The 17,761-nt window shown below is 73.4% G+C and carries 17 protein-coding genes; 12 read left to right on the top strand and 5 right to left on the bottom strand.

Going from position 1 to position 17,761, the window contains the following annotated elements; all coding sequences use genetic code 11:
• Positions 1 to 10: 10 nt before the first annotated feature.
• The 11 genes from ACTFAP_RS09960 (at position 11) to ACTFAP_RS09910 (ending at position 11,409) form a co-directional block, all read left to right on the top strand.
• Complete coding sequence (locus ACTFAP_RS09960; protein ID WP_200366657.1) at positions 11 to 298, top strand: hypothetical protein; 288 nt, start codon at positions 11 to 13, stop codon at positions 296 to 298.
• 37 nt (positions 299 to 335) lie between these two features.
• On the top strand, positions 336 to 1,178 hold the full coding sequence (locus ACTFAP_RS09955; RefSeq protein ID WP_495684285.1) for a TatD family hydrolase: 843 nt from the start codon (positions 336 to 338) through the stop codon (positions 1,176 to 1,178).
• Complete coding sequence (rsmA, locus tag ACTFAP_RS09950) at positions 1,171 to 2,031, top strand: 16S rRNA (adenine(1518)-N(6)/adenine(1519)-N(6))-dimethyltransferase RsmA (RefSeq protein ID WP_500468840.1); 861 nt, start codon at positions 1,171 to 1,173, stop codon at positions 2,029 to 2,031. Before ACTFAP_RS09955 ends, rsmA begins: the two co-directional genes overlap by 8 nt.
• Before the next feature lie 203 nt (positions 2,032 to 2,234).
• A complete protein-coding gene (locus tag ACTFAP_RS09945; RefSeq protein ID WP_495684283.1) occupies positions 2,235 to 3,170 on the top strand; it encodes a 4-(cytidine 5'-diphospho)-2-C-methyl-D-erythritol kinase in 936 nt (311 codons plus the stop codon).
• Between the two features lie 2 nt (positions 3,171 to 3,172).
• Positions 3,173 to 5,038, top strand: coding sequence for an ABC-F family ATP-binding cassette domain-containing protein (locus tag ACTFAP_RS09940; protein WP_500468839.1), 1,866 nt, complete (start codon positions 3,173 to 3,175; stop codon positions 5,036 to 5,038).
• 97 nt (positions 5,039 to 5,135) lie between these two features.
• Positions 5,136 to 6,806, top strand: coding sequence for an outer membrane protein assembly factor BamB family protein (locus ACTFAP_RS09935; protein WP_500468838.1), 1,671 nt, complete (start codon positions 5,136 to 5,138; stop codon positions 6,804 to 6,806).
• The gene (locus tag ACTFAP_RS09930) at positions 6,803 to 7,492 is read left to right on the top strand and encodes a LuxR C-terminal-related transcriptional regulator (protein WP_030735914.1); all 690 of its coding nucleotides are present in this window, start codon (positions 6,803 to 6,805) and stop codon (positions 7,490 to 7,492) included. Before ACTFAP_RS09935 ends, ACTFAP_RS09930 begins: the two co-directional genes overlap by 4 nt.
• 389 nt (positions 7,493 to 7,881) lie before the next feature.
• A complete protein-coding gene (gene galT, locus ACTFAP_RS09925; protein ID WP_400012247.1) occupies positions 7,882 to 8,937 on the top strand; it encodes a galactose-1-phosphate uridylyltransferase in 1,056 nt (351 codons plus the stop codon).
• Positions 8,934 to 9,908: a UDP-glucose 4-epimerase GalE gene (galE, locus tag ACTFAP_RS09920; protein WP_500468837.1), complete on the top strand. Its 975-nt coding sequence runs from the start codon at positions 8,934 to 8,936 to the stop codon at positions 9,906 to 9,908. Before galT ends, galE begins: the two co-directional genes overlap by 4 nt.
• Complete coding sequence (galK, locus tag ACTFAP_RS09915; RefSeq protein WP_500468836.1) at positions 9,905 to 11,041, top strand: galactokinase; 1,137 nt, start codon at positions 9,905 to 9,907, stop codon at positions 11,039 to 11,041. Before galE ends, galK begins: the two co-directional genes overlap by 4 nt.
• A gap of 35 nt (positions 11,042 to 11,076) precedes the next feature.
• Positions 11,077 to 11,409 (top strand): hypothetical protein, encoded by a 333-nt coding sequence (locus ACTFAP_RS09910; RefSeq protein WP_500468835.1) that lies wholly within the window; start codon positions 11,077 to 11,079, stop codon positions 11,407 to 11,409.
• On the opposite strand, the gene ACTFAP_RS09905 is transcribed toward ACTFAP_RS09910, so the two are convergent.
• Entirely contained in the window at positions 11,379 to 12,281 is a 903-nt protein-coding gene (locus ACTFAP_RS09905; RefSeq protein WP_500468834.1) for a sterol desaturase family protein, read from the bottom strand. The two genes, ACTFAP_RS09910 and ACTFAP_RS09905, sit on opposite strands and share 31 nt — an antisense overlap.
• Positions 12,282 to 12,609: 328 nt before the next feature.
• Here ACTFAP_RS09905 and ACTFAP_RS09900 point away from each other — a divergent pair, with 328 nt between their 5' ends.
• Complete coding sequence (locus tag ACTFAP_RS09900) at positions 12,610 to 13,260, top strand: LuxR C-terminal-related transcriptional regulator (protein ID WP_390121984.1); 651 nt, start codon at positions 12,610 to 12,612, stop codon at positions 13,258 to 13,260.
• Between the two features lie 60 nt (positions 13,261 to 13,320).
• On the opposite strand, the gene ACTFAP_RS09895 is transcribed toward ACTFAP_RS09900, so the two are convergent.
• The 4 genes from ACTFAP_RS09895 to ACTFAP_RS09880 form a co-directional block, all read right to left on the bottom strand.
• A complete protein-coding gene (locus tag ACTFAP_RS09895; protein ID WP_500468833.1) occupies positions 13,321 to 13,803 on the bottom strand; it encodes a hypothetical protein in 483 nt (160 codons plus the stop codon).
• Positions 13,804 to 13,948: 145 nt separating this feature from the next.
• Positions 13,949 to 14,374, bottom strand: coding sequence for a hypothetical protein (locus ACTFAP_RS09890; RefSeq protein ID WP_500468832.1), 426 nt, complete (start codon positions 14,372 to 14,374; stop codon positions 13,949 to 13,951).
• Positions 14,375 to 14,546: 172 nt separating this feature from the next.
• Positions 14,547 to 16,634, bottom strand: a complete 2,088-nt coding sequence (locus tag ACTFAP_RS09885; protein ID WP_500469448.1) for an ATP-binding protein — start codon at positions 16,632 to 16,634, stop codon at positions 14,547 to 14,549.
• Positions 16,635 to 16,775: 141 nt separating this feature from the next.
• Complete coding sequence (locus tag ACTFAP_RS09880; protein WP_500469446.1) at positions 16,776 to 17,744, bottom strand: arsenic resistance protein; 969 nt, start codon at positions 17,742 to 17,744, stop codon at positions 16,776 to 16,778.
• Positions 17,745 to 17,761: the final 17 nt, after the last annotated feature.

The following is a 17,761-nucleotide window of genomic DNA, read 5'->3' as shown; positions in this document are numbered from 1 at the left end:
GAGCCGCACCATGAATGTTCCGAATCCGAATCTCCCGCCGGAAATGGGCGGCGCGGAGGGGTACACAACCCACGCCGCGTATTCCTTCGCCTGCCTGAGCTGCGGCTACGGCTGGGAGCAGAAATTCAGCGTCGAGCATCTGCGTGATCCGCACGGCCGCCCCATCGTCGAGTATTACGTCGGGGGAAAACAGGTCCGCTCGCCGCTCACCTATCCGACCTGCCCCAACTGCGACGGGCACCGGGTGCGGGTGATGCGGCCCGGGCGGGTGGCGGCCGTCCGGCGGGCCCGGGGCTGAGCACGGGGGCGCCGCGCGGCGCCGTAGGATCGACCCCATGCCCAAGTCCGCCAAGGCGAAGGCGGAGCAGTCCGTACCGCCTCCGCCGCCCGAGCCGCTGGCCGTACCCGTCGCCGATGCGCACACCCACCTCGACATGCAGGACACCACCGTCGAGGAGGCGCTGGCCGCTGCCGCCGCCGTGGGAGTGACCCGGGTCGTGCAGATCGGCTGCGACGTCGCCCGCGCCCACTGGGCCGCCGAGACCGCCGCCACGTACCCCGACCGGATCTGGGCGGCCGTCGCCCTGCACCCGAACGAGGCGCCGCGGCTGGGGGACGGGCTGGACGCCGCCCTGGCGGAGATCGCCTCGCTGGCCGGCCTTCCGCAGGTGCGGGCCATCGGCGAGACCGGGCTCGACTATTTCCGCACCGGCGACGAGGGAAAGGCCGCCCAGCACCATTCCTTCCGCCGTCACATCGCCCTCGCGAAAGAGCACGGGAAAGCGCTGGTCATTCACGACCGGGACGCCCACGACGATGTGCTGCGCATTCTCAGGGAAGAAGGCGCTCCCGAACGCACCGTGTTCCACTGCTTTTCCGGTGACGCGGCGATGGCGGAGATCTGCGCGGCCGAGGGCTATTACCTGTCCTTCGCGGGCAACGTGACCTTCGCCAGCGCCCAGCCGCTGCGCGACGCCCTGCTGGCCGCCCCGCCGGAACTGCTCCTGGTGGAGACGGACGCCCCCTTCCTCACCCCCGCACCCTTCCGGGGCCGCCCCAACGCCCCGTACCTCATCCCCGTCACCCTGCGCGCCATGGCGGAGATCAAGGGCCTGCCGGAGGACGAGCTCGCCGCGCACATCGCGGCCAACACGGCGCGGGTGTTCGGCGATGACTGACGCACTCGACGGGGACCTGCTCAGCGCGGCCGACATCCGCGAACTCGCCGCGGCCCTGGGGGTCCGCCCCACCAAGCAGCGCGGCCAGAACTTCGTCATCGACGCCAACACGGTGCGCCGCATCGTGCGCGCGGCCGGCGTCGGCGAGAACGATGTCGTGGTCGAGATCGGCCCCGGACTCGGCTCCCTGACCCTGGCCCTGCTGCGCACCGCCGGACACGTCACGGCGGTCGAGATCGACGACACCCTGGCCGCCGCGCTCCCCGCCACGGTCGCCGCCCGGCTCCCGGAGCGCGCCGACCGGTTCTCCCTGGTGCACCGGGACGCGCTGCGCGTCACCGAACTGCCCGGCCCCGCCCCCACCGCGCTGGTCGCCAACCTGCCCTACAACGTGGCCGTCCCGGTGCTGCTGCACATGCTGGCGCTCTTCCCCGGCATCCGGCACGGCCTGGTGATGGTCCAGTCCGAGGCCGCCGACCGGCTGGCCGCGCCCCCCGGCTCCAAGGTGTACGGGGTGCCGTCGGTCAAGGCCGCCTGGTACGCGGACGTGCGCCGGGCCGGGGCGATCGGCCGTACCGTCTTCTGGCCGGCCCCCAACGTCGACTCGGGCCTGGTCGCCCTCACCCGCCGCGAACCGCCGGTGACGACCGCGTCCCGCGAAGAGGTCTTCGCGGTGATCGACGCGGCGTTCGCGCAGCGCCGCAAGACGCTGCGCTCGGCCCTGTCCGGCTGGGCCGGTTCCCCGGCGGCGGCGGAGGCGGCGTGCACGGCGGCCGGGGTCAGCCCGGGCGCGCGCGGCGAGGCGCTGTCGGTGGAGGACTTCGCCCGGATCGCGGAACACCGCCCCGCCTGACGGCGGGCGGTCCGTGCGGGGCGTCAGGCAGCGGGCCGGACGAAGCAGGACGCGTTGCCGCCCGGGTTCCGGAACCCGGAACGCGCCCCGGGCCGATCCCCGGCCCGGTTTCACCGGGCCGGGCGGGGCACCCGGTTCCCCGGCCGGTTTTCTCCCGCCATCACCTGGGCGGGGCCCCGCCGGCAAGCCCTAGGCTGTGGGGCATGTCCCATCCCGCCGCCTCCGTGCCGGCCGTCACGATCCGCGTTCCCGCGAAGGTCAATGTGCAACTGGCCGTCGGTCCGCCGCGCGCGGACGGCTACCACGACCTCGCCAACGTCTTCCTCGCGGTCGGCCTCCAGGACCGTGTCACCGCCCGCCCCGCGCCCCGGCTGTCCATCACCTGTGCAGGACCCGGCAGCGCCCTCGTCCCCCTGGACGGCACCAACCTCGCCGCCCGCGCCGCCGAGCTGCTCGCGGAGCACACCGGCCGGGAACGGGCCGACGTCCACCTCCACATCGACAAGGACATCCCGGTGGCCGGCGGCATGGCCGGCGGCAGCGCGGACGGTGCCGCCGCCCTCCTCGCCTGCGCCGAACTGTGGGGCACCGGTACCCCCCGTGAGGAGCTGCTCGAACTGGCCGGACGGCTCGGCTCCGACGTGCCCTTCGCCCTCGTCGGCGGCGCCGCCCTCGGCCTTGGCCGCGGCGAGCTGCTGACCCCGCTCCCGGTCGGCGGCACCTTCCACTGGGTGTTCGCCCTGGCCGACGGCGGCCTGTCCACCCCCGAGGTCTACCGCGAGTGCGACCGGCTGCGCGGCGCCGACCCCGCCCCCGCCCCGGAGGCGTCCCCCGCCCTGCTCGCCGCCCTGCGCGACGGCGACGCCTACGCCCTGGCCGGCGCGCTGAGCAACGACCTCCAGCCGGCCGCCATCTCCCTGCGCCCCGCCCTGGAGGACGTCCTGGAGGCCGGCAGCGCCGCCGGCTCCCTCGCCGGACTGGTCTCCGGCTCCGGGCCCACCTGCGCCTTCCTGGCCCCCGACGCCCCCACCGCCGCCCGGATCGCCACCGTCCTGGAGGGCTCGGGCACCTGCCGCGCCGCCCGCGCCACCACCTCCCCGGCCCCCGGCGCCGGCGTTCTCACCATCTCAGGAGCCTGACCTTGTCCACCCCCTCTTCCTCCTCCCGCAACCTCGCCAACGTGGAGTCCGTCAGCAAGGTGTACGGCACCCGTACGCTCCTGGACGGCATCTCCCTGGGCGTCGGGGAGGGCGACCGGATCGGCGTGGTGGGGCGCAACGGCGACGGCAAGACCACCCTCATCCGCGTCCTCGCCAAGCAGGAGGAGCCGGACAGCGGCCGGGTCACCCACGTGGGCGGGCTGCGTCTCGGCCTGCTCACCCAGCACGACTCCCTCGACCCGGCCGCCACCATCCGGCACGAGGTCATCGGCGATCTGCCCGACCACGCGTGGGCCGGCGACGCCCGGGTGCGGGACGTGCTGACCGGCCTGTTCGGCGGGCTCGACCTGCCCGGCTTCCCGCAGGGCCTGGACACCGTCATCGGCCCGCTGTCCGGTGGCGAGCGGCGCCGCATCGCGCTCGCCAAGCTGCTGATCGCCGAGCAGGACCTGGTCGTGCTCGACGAGCCCACCAACCACCTGGACGTGGAGGGCATCTCCTGGCTGGCCGGCCATCTGCGCACCCGCCGTTCCGCGCTGGTGGTCGTCACGCACGACCGCTGGTTCCTGGACCAGGTCTGCACCCGGATGTGGGACGTGCAGCGCGGCGCGGTGCACGCCTACGAAGGCGGCTACAGCGACTACGTGTTCGCCCGCGCCGAGCGGGAGCGCGTCGCCGCCACCGAGGAGGTCAAGCGGCAGAACCTGATGCGCAAGGAGCTGGCCTGGCTGCGGCGCGGCGCCCCGGCCCGTACCAGCAAGCCGCGCTTCCGGATGGAGGCCGCCAACGCGCTGATCGCGGACGTGCCGCCGCCGCGCGACACCGCCGAGCTGATGAAGTTCGCCAACGCCCGCCTGGGCCGCACCGTCTTCGACCTGGAGGACGTGACGGTACGGGTCGGCGGGGAGGACGGCGCGGGCCGCGAACTGCTGCGCCACCTCACGTGGCAGCTCGGCCCCGGTGACCGGATCGGCCTGGTCGGCGTCAACGGCGCGGGCAAGACCTCGCTGCTGCGCGCCATGGCGGAGTCCGCCGCCGACCCCGAAGGCGACCGCGGCGGCTCGCCGCTGGTGACCGCGGGCCGGATCAAGACCGGCAAGACCGTACGGCTGGCCTATCTCTCCCAGGAGGTACGGGAGGTGGACCCGTCGTGGCGGGTGCTCCAGGCCGTGGAGTCCGTGCGGTCGCGCGTCGAACTCGGCAAGGGGCGGGAGATGACCGCCTCGCAGCTGTGCGAGCGGTTCGGCTTCACCAAGGAGCGGCAGTGGACGCCGGTCGGCGACCTGTCGGGAGGTGAGCGGCGGCGGCTGCAGATCCTGCGGCTGCTGATGGACGAGCCCAACGTGCTGTTCCTGGACGAGCCGACGAACGACCTGGACATCGAGACGCTGACCCAGCTGGAGGATCTGCTCGACGGCTGGCCCGGTTCGCTGGTGGTGATCAGCCACGACCGGTACTTCGTGGAGCGGACCACCGACCGGGTCTACGCGCTGCTGGGGGACCAGACGCTGCGGATGCTGCCGCGCGGCATCGACGAGTATCTGGAGCGCAGGTCGGCGCGGAAGGCACCGCAGGCGGCGCAGCCGGCGCCGGTCGCGGGAGGGGCCGGGTCCGCCCCGGCCGCCGCGTCCCCGGCGCAGCTGTCCCGGGCCGCGCAGAAGGAGATCCAGAAGATCGAGCGGCAACTGGAGCGGCTCGACGGCGAGGAGGCCGATCTGCACAAGGAAATGGCCGAACACGCCACGGACTTCGCGCGGGTGGCCGGCCTCGACAGCCGGTTGCGGGAGCTGTCGGCACGCCGGGACGAGCTGGAGACCCGCTGGCTGGAGCTGTCCGAGGGCGCCTGAGACCGGTCGGGACGGGCCGGGCGCCGGGGGACGGCCGTCCGTCCTGTCGGGGCTCGGTGGTAGAAAGAACGGGCGTGCCGCCGCCCAGGGGGAGTCCATGTCTCAGCCGCCACCGCCGTCCCAGCCGCCGTCCACACCACCGCCGTCCCCCTACGGTCCGGCGACCCCGCCACCGGCCGGGCCCCCGAGCGGAAGCTTCGGCCCGGCCACGCCGCCGCCCGCGCCGTCCGGCGGGTGGGGGTACGGGGCGGACTCCGGGCAGGGCCCGCCGGCCGGACCGCCGACCGGCGGTTTCGGCCCGCCGACCTCGCCCGGCGCACACCCGGCGCCCGGCACCCCGCTGCCCGCGCCCGCCCCGTACGGCGCGGGCTCCATCGAGGTCAGGAAGCCCCGGCGGCCCGGCTGGCAGTGGGCGCTGATGGGTGTGGCCGGGCTGCTCGCCCTCGCACTGATCGGCGGCGGCACGGTGTGGCTGCTCGCCGGCGACGGCGCGGGTGAGGGCGCGGACGGCGGGAACGGCGAGCAGGCCGCGCCCGGCGAACAGGAGCCGCTGCCCACCGAACCGGTCGACGCCTCCCTGGCCTGGCAGGAGTCCATCCCCGAGGTCGGCGACGGCCTGATCCAGGCATCCGGCACCTGGATCTCCGGCGACCACCTGGTGCGGCTGATGCCGCAGGGCCTGGTCGCGTACGCCCTGACGGACGGCACCGAGGTGTGGACCGTGCCGCTGGAGCACCACGAGGGCGGCTGCAACGCGTCCGTCACCGCCTCCGAGGACCGGGTGGCGGTGCTCCAGGGCCTGGAGTGCGAGTTCCTGACGGTCGTGGACATCGCGGCGGGGGAGGAGCTGTTCACCCTGCGGCACGAGGCGAGCGGCAGCTCGCTGGGCGGCTGGGACTACCCGGCGATCGTGGGTGACATCGTGGCGATCGGCACCGCCAACGGCGGCTCCGGCTACAGCATCACCGACGCCAAGAAGATCTGGGAGCCGCGCTCGGACGACGACTGCCGCGAGCGCAACTACGCCAACATCGACGAGACCCTGATCGCCGTGATGACCTGCGGCGGGATGCTGGAGTTCGACCGGGGCAGCGTCCGCGCGACCGCGCCGGGCGGCGAGGACCTCTGGGAGTGGGAGTTCGGCGCCGAACACGAGGGGGAGCCGTTCACCGTCGACGCCGTCCTGTCCATCGCCCCGCTGGTGGTCGCCACCCGGGTCGGTGAGATGACCGAGAGCCCGGTGCAGCAGATCTGGGTGATCGACGACGCGTACCAGGAGATCGCGCACGTCATCGACTACGACCCGGAGCGGCAACTGCGGCCGTGCCGGGTCAACATCCTGGACGACTGCCGCGGCGCGGAGGTCACCGACGGATTCCTCTACCTCACCGGGCAGCCCTCGGTGGGAGGAGACGGCAACTCGGTGGTCGCCTTCGACCTCAGCACCGGGACGGCACTGTACGACGTGAAGCCCATCGGCGGCGGCTATATCAAGCCGTTCGCGGTCGTGCACGGTCAAGTGCTCGCGTATCAGCCCGCCGACTCGCAGACTGAGGGCATGGTGGTCGCCATTGATCCCGAAACCGAGGAAGCCACCCCGCTGATGACGCTGGACCGCACGCAAAGGGATGTGGAATGGGCGATGATGAGTGACGTCATCGACGACGACACGATGCTGCTGTGGCACAACGGCGCCTTCGTCATGGTCAATGAGCGGTACTACACCCACGACGAGCCCGACACACCCGCCGCGCTGGTCTATCGATGAGCGTACGGGTCGTGGTCGTCGACGACCGGCGGCTGGTGGCGGAGGCGCTGGCCTCCGCGCTGCGGGTCCGCGGGCACCGGGTGCTGGGCGCGGGCGCGCCGGCCGGGCGCGCGGCGGACCTGGTGCTGGGCAAGCAGCCCGAGGTCTGCCTGCTGGGTTCGGCGGCGCCGGAGGCGCCGGGGGCGCTGGATCTGGTGCAGCGGCTGCGCCGCGAGGCACCGCGGGTGGGCGTGCTGGTGCTGGGCCCGGTGCCCAGCCCGCGCGGGGTCGCGGTGGCCTTCGCGACCGGCGCGCGCGGGTATGTGCGCCACGACGAGCGCATCGAGGGCGTCGAACGCGCCATGGCCAAGGTGCGGGCCGGTGAGGCGGCGGTGGCGCCCGCGCTGCTGCGGGAGGCGTTCACCGAACTGCTCAGCCCCAGCAGCGGCCCGGACGCGGAGGGCGCGCGGCTGGCGTCCCTGCTGACGGAGCGCGAGATCGATGTGCTGCTGCGGATCGTGGAGGGCGAGGACACCCGGCTCATCGCGGCCGGTCTGGGGGTGGCCCCGAGCACCGCGCGTACCCATGTCCAGCGGCTGCTGACCAAACTGGGCACGGCCTCCCGCCTGGAGGCGGCGGCCCTGGCCGTCCGTACCGGCCTGCTGAACCACCTCCCGCCCCGCACCGCCCCGCTGCCTCCCGGCTGAGCGCCGGGCCGGCGCGGCGGCCCCTGAACGCGCGGGCGGCGTCTCGGCCGGCGCGCGCCCGCCCCTTCTCCCCATCCGCCCGCCCGCACCCGCGCTTGCGCCTTCCCCGCGCGGGCGCGCGCCGCGCCGTGTGGCCGGTGGGGAGTTCTGTTCTTCCCGAGCGTGTGGTGGTTCCTGCTGTCCGGTTCCGGGGAGTGATGTGCCGTGCGGTCGTGCGGCCGGTGGGCGGACTCGCGTCCTCCTCGCACCGTCGCCGGGGTCGCGCGGCCGGGAACGTGCGGCGTTCCGCCGTCACCCCGGGGCACGACCGATGTGGTTGACGCCCACTGCAGGGGTATGCTTCATTATGTTTGATTCTGTTGGAGTGGGTGCTGGCAAGTGAGGACGGCATGAAGAGGACCACGGTCAAGCTGGCCGATGGGCGAGAGCTGATCTATTTCGACTCCCGCGACGACGCCGACCGCACCGCGCTCGACCGGAGGCCGCTGGAGCTCGCCGCCCCCGCCTCCGAGATCCGCCGCGACCGGCTGCGGGGCGAGTCCGTCGGATACGCGGCGCACCGCCAGAGCCGTACGTACCACCCGCCCGCCGACCAGTGCCCGCTGTGCCCCTCGCAGGGCGAGCGGCTGAGCGAGATACCGGCCGCCGACTACGACGTCGTCGTCTTCGAGAACCGCTTCCCGTCCTTCTCCGGCGACCTCGGCCGCTGCGAGGTGGTCTGCTTCTCGCCGCGCCACGACGGCTCCTTCGCCGATCTCACCCCCGAGCAGGCGGCCCTCGTCCTGCACGCCTGGACGGACCGCACCGCCGAGTTCGCCGAGAACCCGGCCGTCACCCAGATCTACGCCTTCGAGAACCGGGGCGCCGAGATCGGCGTCACCCTCGCGCACCCGCACGGGCAGATCTACGGCTACCCGTTCCTCACCCCGCACACCGAGCGCGCCCTGGCGGCCGTCGCCGAGCACAAGCGCGCCACCGGCGGCGCCAACCTCTACGACGACCTGCTCGCCGAGGAGCGCGCCGACGGCTCCCGCGTCGTGCTCGCCACGGAGCACTGGACGGCCTTCGTCCCCTACGCCGCCCGCTGGCCGTACGAGGTGCACCTCTACCCCAACCGCCGCGTCCCCGACCTGCGGACCCTGGACGACGCGGCGCGCGCGGAGTTCCCCACCGTCTACCTGGAGATCCTGCGCCGCTTCGACCGCGTCTTCGGCCCCGGCATGCCGCCCACCCCGTACATCTCCGGCTGGCACCAGGCTCCCTTCCGCGGCATCACCGACGAGGCGCGCGCCGATTTCGCCCTGCACCTGGAGCTGTTCACCATCCGCCGCGGCCCGGACAAGCTGAAGTACCAGGCGGGTTCCGAGTCCGGTATGAATGTGTTCGTCAGTGATTCCCTGCCGGAGGCCGCCGCCGCCCGGCTGCGAGAGGTGGCAACCGCATGAGCAACCGTTACCTGGTCACCGGCGGTGCCGGCTACGTCGGCAGCGTGGTCACCGCCCACCTGCTGGCCGCGGGCCACCGCGTCACCGTCCTGGACGACCTGTCCACCGGCTTCCGCGAAGGCGTCCCGGCCGGTGCCGAGTTCATCGAGGGCCGGGTCCAGGACGCCGCCCGCTGGCTGGACGGCTCCTACGACGGTGTCCTGCACTTCGCCGCCAGCTCGCAGGTCGGCGAGTCCGTGACCGACCCCGCGAAGTACTGGCGCAACAACGTCGGCGGCGCCATCGAACTCCTCGCCGCCATGCGCGACGCGGGCGTGCGCACCCTCGTCTTCTCCTCCACGGCGGCGGTGTACGGCGAGCCCGCCACCACCCCCATCACCGAGGACGCGGCCACCGCGCCCACCAATCCGTACGGCGCCACCAAGCTCGCCGTCGACCACATGATCACCAGCGAGGCCGCCGCCCACGGGCTGGCCGCCGTCTCACTGCGCTACTTCAACGTGGCGGGTGCGCACGGCGCCTACGGCGAGCGGCACGACCCCGAGAGCCACCTCATCCCGCTGGTGCTGCGCACCGCGCAGGGCCGCCGCGACAGCATCTCCGTCTTCGGCACGGACTACCCGACCCCCGACGGCACCTGCGTGCGCGACTACATCCACGTCGACGACCTCGCCGAGGCGCACCTGCTCGCCCTCACCGCCGCCAAGCGCTCCGAGCACCTGATCTGCAACCTCGGCAACGGCAACGGCTTCTCGGTCCGCGAGGTCGTCGAGACCGCCCGCAAGGTCACCGGCCACGAGATCCCGGAGACCGAGGCCCCGCGCCGGGCCGGCGACCCCGCCGTCCTGGTGGCCTCCGCCGACCGCGCCCGCGAGGTGCTCGGCTGGCAGCCCACCCGTACCGATCTGGCCGGGATCATCGAGGACGCGTGGACGTTCGCGCGCCGGCAGGAGAGCGAGAGCACCCAGTGACGCACGAGCAGCTGTACGGGGCCGCCCCCGAGGGCACCTGGACCGCCCCGGGGCGGGTCAACCTCATCGGCGAGCACACCGACTACAACGACGGCTTCGTCATGCCGCTCGCCCTGCCGCACAGCACCACCGCCACCGTCTCGCGGCGCGCGGACGGCATCGTGCGGGTGCACTCGCGCGAGATAGCCGGCCCGCCGGTGGTCATCGACCCCGCGACCCTCGCCCCCGGCTCGGTCGGCGGCTGGGCCGTGTACCCGGCCGGTGTGCTGTGGGCGCTGCGCGAGGCCGGTCACGAGGTCGGCGGCGCGGACATCCACTACACCTCCGACGTCCCGGTCGGCGCCGGGCTCTCCTCCTCCGCCGCCCTGGAGGTGGTCACCGCGCTGGCGCTGAGCGACCTCTACGACCTGGGGCTGAGCCGCGAGGAGATCTCCCGGATCGGGCAGCGCGCCGAGAACGGCTACGTCGGCGCCCCGACCGGCATCCTGGACCAGATGGCCTCCGCCTGCTGCACGGAGGGCCACGCCCTGCACCTGGACACCCGGGACATGGCGCAGCGCCAGATCCCCTTCGATCTGGCCGCCGAGGGGCTGCGGCTGCTGGTGGTGGACACCCAGGTCAAGCACGCGCACGCGGACGGCGCGTACGGCAAGCGGCGCGCCTCCTGCGAGGCGGGCGCGGCGGCGCTGGGGGTGGCGGCGCTGCGCGACGTCCCGTTCGGTGAGCTGGAGGGGGCCCTGGCCCGGCTGTCCGACGAGGAGATCCGCCGCCGGGTGAAGCACGTCGTCACCGAGAACCACCGGGTGGAGCGGGTGACCGCGCTGCTGGACGCGGGCCGGGTGCGCGAGATCGGCCCGCTGCTGTTCGAGGGCCATGCCTCGCTGCGCGACGACTTCGAGGTCTCCTGCCCCGAGCTGGACCTGGTGGTCGAGGCGTCGGCCGCCGCCGGTGCGCTCGGTGCCCGGATGACGGGCGGCGGCTTCGGCGGCTCGGCCGTCGTCCTGGTGGAGGAGGACGCGGCGGAGGTGACCGGAAAGGCCGTGTCCGACGCTTTCGGGGCGGCCGGGCACGCCGCCCCGAGGATCTTTACCGCCATCCCGTCGCCGGGTGCCCGGAGGCTGCCCGTACGCTGATCGCCGTCCAACTCGCTTACGGGACGGGAGAGTTAGTGATCCGCGATCTCTACAACGTGCGTGCGGCGGCCGACGGAGGGGCGACGGACGAGGTGATCCTCACCCCGATGTCCCCGCAGGAGGAGCAGCGGGCCCGGGTGGCGTTCATGGAGCTCATCGCGCGGGAGCTGGAGGAGAAGAGCTGGGCGCGCTTCCCGGCGTACTCCCCCGAGGAGCGCACCCGCCTGACCGAGGTGGCACGGGCCCTGTGCGTCCGGCTCGGCCGGCCGGTGCGCGTCGATGTCCGGGACCCGTGCTCCATGCTGTTCTCCTTCGAGCGCGGAGCCGGTGACCCCGGTCAGCTCGATGTGGGCCGCCTGTCCCTCTGACGGGCCTGCCGGAACGGGTGGATCATGCTGGCGACCACCGCGTCGGTGGGGGGGAACGACGTGGGGTCGTGCAGCCCGACCCGCTCGGGGCGGCGTCCCGGATACCAGGTGAAGCTGCCGAAGAGGCTGTCCCAGATGGACAGGTCGCTTCCGTAGTGGCCGGCCTCGGACAGTTCCGTGCTGTGGTGCAGCCGGTGCTGTTCGGGGCTGGCGAGGACGTAGCCGACCCAGCCGGTGCGGACGTCGATGTTCGCGTGCACGAAGAAGCCCTGCGCGACGACGAACAGGCCGACCGCGAAGACCGCCTGGGCCGAGAACCCGGCCAGGGCCAGGGCGAGTTGCACGATGCCCTGGGAGATCATGATGTCAAGGACGTGATTGACGCCGTTGTTGGCGACGTTCACCTTGTCCGGGGCGTGGTGCACGCCGTGCAGCCGCCACAGGTATTTGTTGGTGTGCCCCCAGCGGTGGATGAGGTAGCTGGCCAGCGAGCCGACCAGCAGCGCCAGCGGGATCTCGACGGCGAGCCCGAACCGGGGCACGTCGGGGGACAGCCGCTCCACCCCGGCGAGCACGGCGAGTTCGGCGATCACGCTGCCGATGGTGGTGAGGGCGTAGTAGATCCCGTAGCGGCCCCACTCGCGGCGGCTGGGGTGCCAGTCCGGGTTGTGCGGGATCAGCCGCTCCAGGATGGCGAGGTACGCGATGGTGCCGATGAGGAAGGGCATGCTGGCGGTGCTCAGATCCCAGCCGAAGGCGAGCGTGGACGCGACGGTGGCGACGAGAGCGAACAGAAGGAGCGGATAAGCGGTTTTGCGGAGTAGTGAATTCGACCGGATGGGTACGTATTCTGTCTCGGGCAGAGTGTCCACGGCGGATGTTACCCGGAGAGCCGGTATACCACCCCTCCATCGGATAAGACCGCCTATAGGATGAATAGCGCTCGCGCATGGCGCGCACCGCGCAGAGCACGGCGCCCCGCCGGGCGCGCGATTCCGTCTTCGTACTCCTTTCCGGGATGGCCGACTTCCGTCAAACCCCTTCACCCAGACGTTTCCGCCCGTACATTGGAGGGACAGCATCGGTGGGGGCCGACAGCTGTTTTTCAGGGGGCGAGAGCGGTGGGTGCTACGGGACGGCGGCGGCCGTACCCGAATGCGCCCACCAGGCCCGCCCGTTCGCGTCAGGGGGCGGAATCCAATGGATCGCATACGCGTATTGGTGGTGGACGAGCACCGCATCTTCGCCGAGTCGCTGGCCACCGCTCTCACGGCGGAGACCGATGTGGAGGCGGCGGCCGTCGGCACGGTTCCGGCAGCCGTGCACCAGCTGGAACGGGCCGGCTACGACGTCCTGTTGCTGGACGTCGACATGGCCGAGTCGCAGACCCTGCTCACGCTCGTCCGCGAGCGCCACGGTGAGCTGCGCCCCGTGATGCTCGCGACCTACGACGACCCGCGGCGCGCCGCGCAGGCCCTCACTGCGGGGGCCAACGCCTGGGTGGCCAAGGACAGTTCACTCGCCAGGCTGCTGGTGGTGGTACGCGGTGTGCTGCGCGAGGAGACCCACGTCCCGCCCGCCCTGCTCACCGGCGTCTTACGCGAGCTCACCCACGACCGTCGCAACCGCACCGAGCACCAGCGGCTGGTCGCCTCACTGACCCCCAGGGAACTGGAGGTCCTGCGCTGCATGTTGTCGGGCCTGGGCCGCAAGGCGGTCGCCGAGCGCCTGTACCTGTCCCCGCACACCGTGCGCACCCACATGCAGAACGTCCTGGGCAAGCTCGGTGTCCACTCCACCCTGGCGGCCGTCGCGCTGGCCCGCCGCGCGGGCGTCCCGCCGGCCGACTGAGACCCCCGCGAATGCCCGGGGCGTCGCGCTCACCCGGGCACCGCGCGGTGGGCGTGCCGGTCAGCCGCAGTCCATCGCCATCGAGCGGATCTCCGAGTCCAGGGCGAGCTGGGTCAGCGGCCCGTTGACCCACTGGCTCTCACCCCCCTGGTCCTCCTCGGGGTAGACGAGGATCCCGCAGTCCTGGTCCAGCGGCAGCGGGGTACGGGCGGAGCTCGCCGTGAACGGCGGGTCGATCGCCGCTTCGTCGCTGAACTCGATCTCGTGCACCCGCCACTCGCCGTTCTCGTTCCAGTGCCATCCGGCGGTCAGCGGGGCCCGGTACACGATGTCGCCCTGACCGGTCGGCTGGGAGTAGAAACAGATCTCGTCGAACCCGCACGGCGCGGGGTCCTGCCGCACGTCCCGTGCGGCGGGCACGCCCGGCGCGGTGTGCGGGAGGTGGGCGGCGTACGGGGCGTGCACGGCGTGGGCGTGGGGGGTGAGGGCCAGGGGGGCCGCGAGCAGGGCGGTCAGCGGGAGGGCGACGCGGGCGACGCGCATGGGGGTGCTCCTCGGGGTGGGGGTTCGTACGGGGTCACGCGGGTCACGGGCGGGGGCGGCGGATACACGACGCGCCGTCACCCCGCACCGGAGCGCGGGGGAGAGTCGTGGAGGTGGCGGTGGCCCGGGCGGGCCTCCGTACGGGTCAGCCGCAGTCCATGACCAGGGAGCCGACCCGCGAGTCCGGCGCGAGGTTCACCAGGAACGAGCCGACCCACTGGGCGTCGCCGCCCTGGTCCGGCTCCGGGTAGGCGCCCACCGCGCAGTCCGTCACCTCCGGAAGCGGTCCCCGGGCGGAACCGGCGGTGAACGGCGGGTCGATCGACTCCACGTCGGCGAACTCGATCCGCCACGGTTCCCACTCGCCGTCCTCGTCCTGGGTCCAGGTCACGGCGAGCGGAGTGCGGTAGACGATCTCGCCGTGGCCGTCCGGCTCGGCGTAGAAGCAGAGTTCGTTGTTCCCGCAGGGCTGCGGGTCCTGCTGCACGGAGTGGGCCCCGGGAACGGGCGCGAGCGCGAGGGGGACGGCGAACAGAACGGCCAGCGGGAGGGAGGCGCGCGCGGTGCGCATGGGGTGCTCCTCGGGTCGGGGCGGTGGTGCGTCCGCGTCCATGCAGCCACGCCCCGCCGGGCCGGCGGGACCGGGCACACCCCGCGTCACTCGCACGGAGACGGAAGAGATCCGCATGGGCGGCGCGCGGAACCGCACTGCCGCCGGTGCCGGTGCCCCCGCGCCCGCGCGCTCACCAGCTGCCGATCTCCTTCACCAGACGTCCCGCCTTGCGGTACTCCCGCCGGGCGCCGGTCAGCAGGTCCTCCGAGGTGACGGCGGAGCCGCGCGCGGCGGCCGCGTAGGCGGCGGTCATGACGGCGCTGCGGATCGCGCCGCCGGCCAGCTCGAAGTCCCGCGCGCACGGGGCCGCGTCGATGTCCTCGGCGCACGGTACGTGGGTCAGGCTGTGCCGCCACAGGGCCAGCCGCTGGTCCTTGTCGGGGAAGGGGAAGTCGACCACGAGATCGAGCCGCCGGGTGAACGCCTCGTCGATGTTGGAGCGCAGGTTGGTGGTGAGCAGGGCGATGCCGCTGAACGCCTCCAGCCGTTGCAGCAGATAGGCGCTTTCGAGGTTGGCGTACCGGTCGTGCGAGTCCTTGACCTCGGAGCGCTTGCCGAACACGGCGTCCGCCTCGTCGAAGAGCAGGACCGCGTCGGTGCGGTCCGCCTCGGTGAAGATCCGTTCCAGGTTCTTCTCGGTCTCGCCGACGTACTTGTCCACCACCGAGGAGAGCTGCACGACGTACAGGTCGAGGCCCAGATCGGCGGCGACCACCTCCGCCGAGAGCGTCTTGCCGGTGCCGGAGTCCCCGGCGAACATCGCGAGCACCCCCCGCCCCCGGCCGCCGCCCGCGCTCAGCCGCCAGTCACCCAGGACCCGTTCGCGGTGCCGGGCGCGCTGCGCCAGTTCGTGCAGCTGCTCGCGGGTGGCGTCCGGGAGCACCAGGTCATTCCAGCCGACGTCCGGCATGATCCGGCGGGCGTGCTGTTCCAGACCCGAAGCGGACTGCTGCCGGGCCGCCAGCCGCAGATGGCCCGCGGTCAGCGTGGTGTCCTCCAGCGCGGCCAGACCCAGGGCGGAACGGGCGGCACGGCGGATCCGGTCGCCGCCCAGCCGGTAGGCGGCGACCGTCGAGGTGAGGTCGAAGCCGGGGTCCTCGCCCGGTTCCAGGCCGAGCGCGTCCGCCCACAGCCCGGCGGTGTCCGAACGCGGCCTGGGCGCGTCCAGGACCAGCGGGTCGGGGTCGCACCACTGCGGGTCGTACGCGGCGGGCCCGGTGAGGATCACCGGTACGTCGCCCACGTCGAGCGCCTTGATCAGCTCGGCGGGCCGCTCCGGCAGCGGGGAGACCACGATCGGGCAGCCCCGCAGCCGGGCCTCCAGGAGGAGCTGCGGAATCGGGGCGGTGTCGTGCGGGGTGATCCGGTCCGCCGTGGTGAGGTGCAGCGCGGGGCGGCCGGCGGCGGTGAGCGCGGCCACGGCGCAGGCCAGGCCGTCACCCTCGCGCCGCTCGCGCAGATAGACCAGGGGCGGCGTCTCCCGCGTCAGCAGTTTGGCGAGCCGGTCCGTCAGCGGTTCGCCGCCGCCGGCCGGGGCGCCGGGGGAGACCGGCAGCGCGCGGATCCGCCCGTCCAGCGCGCTGTCGGGGGTGTCGTTGCCCAGCAGATGGGCGGCCAGCCGGTCGGGGACGCGCAGCGGGCGGCTCAGGAACGGGGCGTCGGGATCCTCCACCCGCAGCAGGCCGAGCCAGGACAGCGGCGCGGTGGGGTGGAAGCGGTCGCGCGCCGCGGCGTCCAGGAGGGACAGGCCGCACACGTCCAGAGCCAGGCCGATGGTCGCCCGCCGACGGCTGACATCGTCGTTGAGGTAGGCGTACAGCGTCTCGAAGTCCCGGTCGAGGTCCGGGGCGAGGGCGATCAGCAGGATCACGGTGTCCAGGTCGGACAGCCGCATCCGCAGCGCCAGCGTGGCGATCCGGTCGGCGGGCCCGAGCGGCCCCGGGCCGGGGAGGGGCGCGTCCACCTCCTCGTCCCGGCGGCCCCGCAGCAGCCGCCCGATCGCCTCGGGGGGCAGATGCAGGCCGCGCAGCGGGTCACCGGCCGTGGGGTCGTCCGCGGAGCGCAGCTCGACCAGGGTGGCGATCCGCTCGCGCAGCGCGCCGAGCCGGGTGAGCAGCGGCAGGGCCGGATCGGAGCGGGACGGTGGGCCGTCCGGTCCGGCGGGTGGAGGCGGGGGGTTCGTCGTGGGTCCTGGCGGATCCGTGGGGACCTCATCCACCGTGCGGTTCACCGTCGTACTTTCCTGTGTGGCCGGTCGGCGGCGCGTTCCACCCCGACGGGTGCCATTGTGCGGAGGTGGCGCGCGGGGCCACAAGGGCGGCGGGGGACGGCCGGGGGGAGGGCGGCGTTGCCCTCCCGGTCAGCCGGGCTGCCCGTTCCGGCCGGGGGCGCCGGCGGGCAGCAGCCGGGGCACCGCCCGGACGTACACCACCATGCCCACGACCTCCACCAGCGTCTGGGTGACCACGACCACGGCGGCGATCGCCAGGGCGTCGGGCAGCGCCAGGGCGAGGGGCAGTACGACCAGGGAGTTGCGGGTGGCGCCGGTGAACACGACGGCGCGGCCGTCCGCCGTGCCCAGCCGGAAGAGCCGGCTGACGCCCAGGCCGGCGAAGGCCATCACGACCAGGAAGAGAACGTAGAACGGGACCACCCGCGCCACATCGCCCAGGTTGTCGCCGAGCTTCGGCACCTGCGAGGCGACCACGGTCAGCAAGGTGACGGCCATCAGCGGCACCATCGCTGTCCCCATCGCCCCGGCGACCCGCTGTCCCGCGCGCCGCCGCGCCGCCCACGCCTGGGTGAGCCAGGCCAGGGTCAGCGGGATGACGATCAGCACGGTGAACGCCTCGACGAACGGGCCGGCCTCCACGACAGCGCCCAGGTCCGGGCCCATGAAGAGGAACAGCAGGCCGGGCAGCAGCACCATCTGCGCGAGCAGCAGCAGCGGGGTGGCGGCGAGCAGCCGTTCGGCGCTGCCGCCCGCCAGGCCGCTGAAGACGATCACGTAGTCCACACACGGGGCGAGCAGCACCAGCAGTACGCCAAGACGCACGGCCCGGTCCTCGGGCAGGAACGGGAACATCCCCGCGACCACCAGCGGTACCACCGCGAAGTTCACCACCAGCGCGGCGGCCAGGAAACGGCCCGCGCGCAGCGAACGCAGCAGTTCGGCGGCGGGCACCTGGAGGAAGGTGACGTAGAGCAGGGCGGCCAGGACGGGGTTGATGGCGTGTTCCAGGCCCGGCCCCGCGCCGGGCGCCAGCCGTCCCACCAGGCCACCGGCGGCCAGCGCACCCAGATAGACGGGGACCTGGTGCCGTTCCATGGCCGCGACCGGGCCGG

The sequence above is a fragment of the Streptomyces sp. PH9007 genome (assembly GCF_059813725.1).
This window is presented reverse-complemented; position numbering and strand designations above follow the sequence as displayed.

Coding starts and splice junctions, on each gene's coding strand:
- ACTFAP_RS09945 (WP_495684283.1), top strand. CDS start 2,235: ATGTCCCATCCCGCCGCCTCCGTGCCGGCCGTCACGATCCGCGTTCCC.
- ACTFAP_RS09900 (WP_390121984.1), top strand. CDS start 12,610: ATGGATCGCATACGCGTATTGGTGGTGGACGAGCACCGCATCTTCGCC.
- ACTFAP_RS09880 (WP_500469446.1), bottom strand. CDS start 17,744: ATGGAACGGCACCAGGTCCCCGTCTATCTGGGTGCGCTGGCCGCCGGT.
- ACTFAP_RS09955 (WP_495684285.1), top strand. CDS start 336: ATGCCCAAGTCCGCCAAGGCGAAGGCGGAGCAGTCCGTACCGCCTCCG.
- galT (WP_400012247.1), top strand. CDS start 7,882: ATGAAGAGGACCACGGTCAAGCTGGCCGATGGGCGAGAGCTGATCTAT.
- galE (WP_500468837.1), top strand. CDS start 8,934: ATGAGCAACCGTTACCTGGTCACCGGCGGTGCCGGCTACGTCGGCAGC.
- ACTFAP_RS09895 (WP_500468833.1), bottom strand. CDS start 13,803: ATGCGCGTCGCCCGCGTCGCCCTCCCGCTGACCGCCCTGCTCGCGGCC.
- ACTFAP_RS09935 (WP_500468838.1), top strand. CDS start 5,136: ATGTCTCAGCCGCCACCGCCGTCCCAGCCGCCGTCCACACCACCGCCG.
- ACTFAP_RS09960 (WP_200366657.1), top strand. CDS start 11: ATGAATGTTCCGAATCCGAATCTCCCGCCGGAAATGGGCGGCGCGGAG.
- rsmA (WP_500468840.1), top strand. CDS start 1,171: ATGACTGACGCACTCGACGGGGACCTGCTCAGCGCGGCCGACATCCGC.
- ACTFAP_RS09930 (WP_030735914.1), top strand. CDS start 6,803: ATGAGCGTACGGGTCGTGGTCGTCGACGACCGGCGGCTGGTGGCGGAG.
- ACTFAP_RS09890 (WP_500468832.1), bottom strand. CDS start 14,374: ATGCGCACCGCGCGCGCCTCCCTCCCGCTGGCCGTTCTGTTCGCCGTC.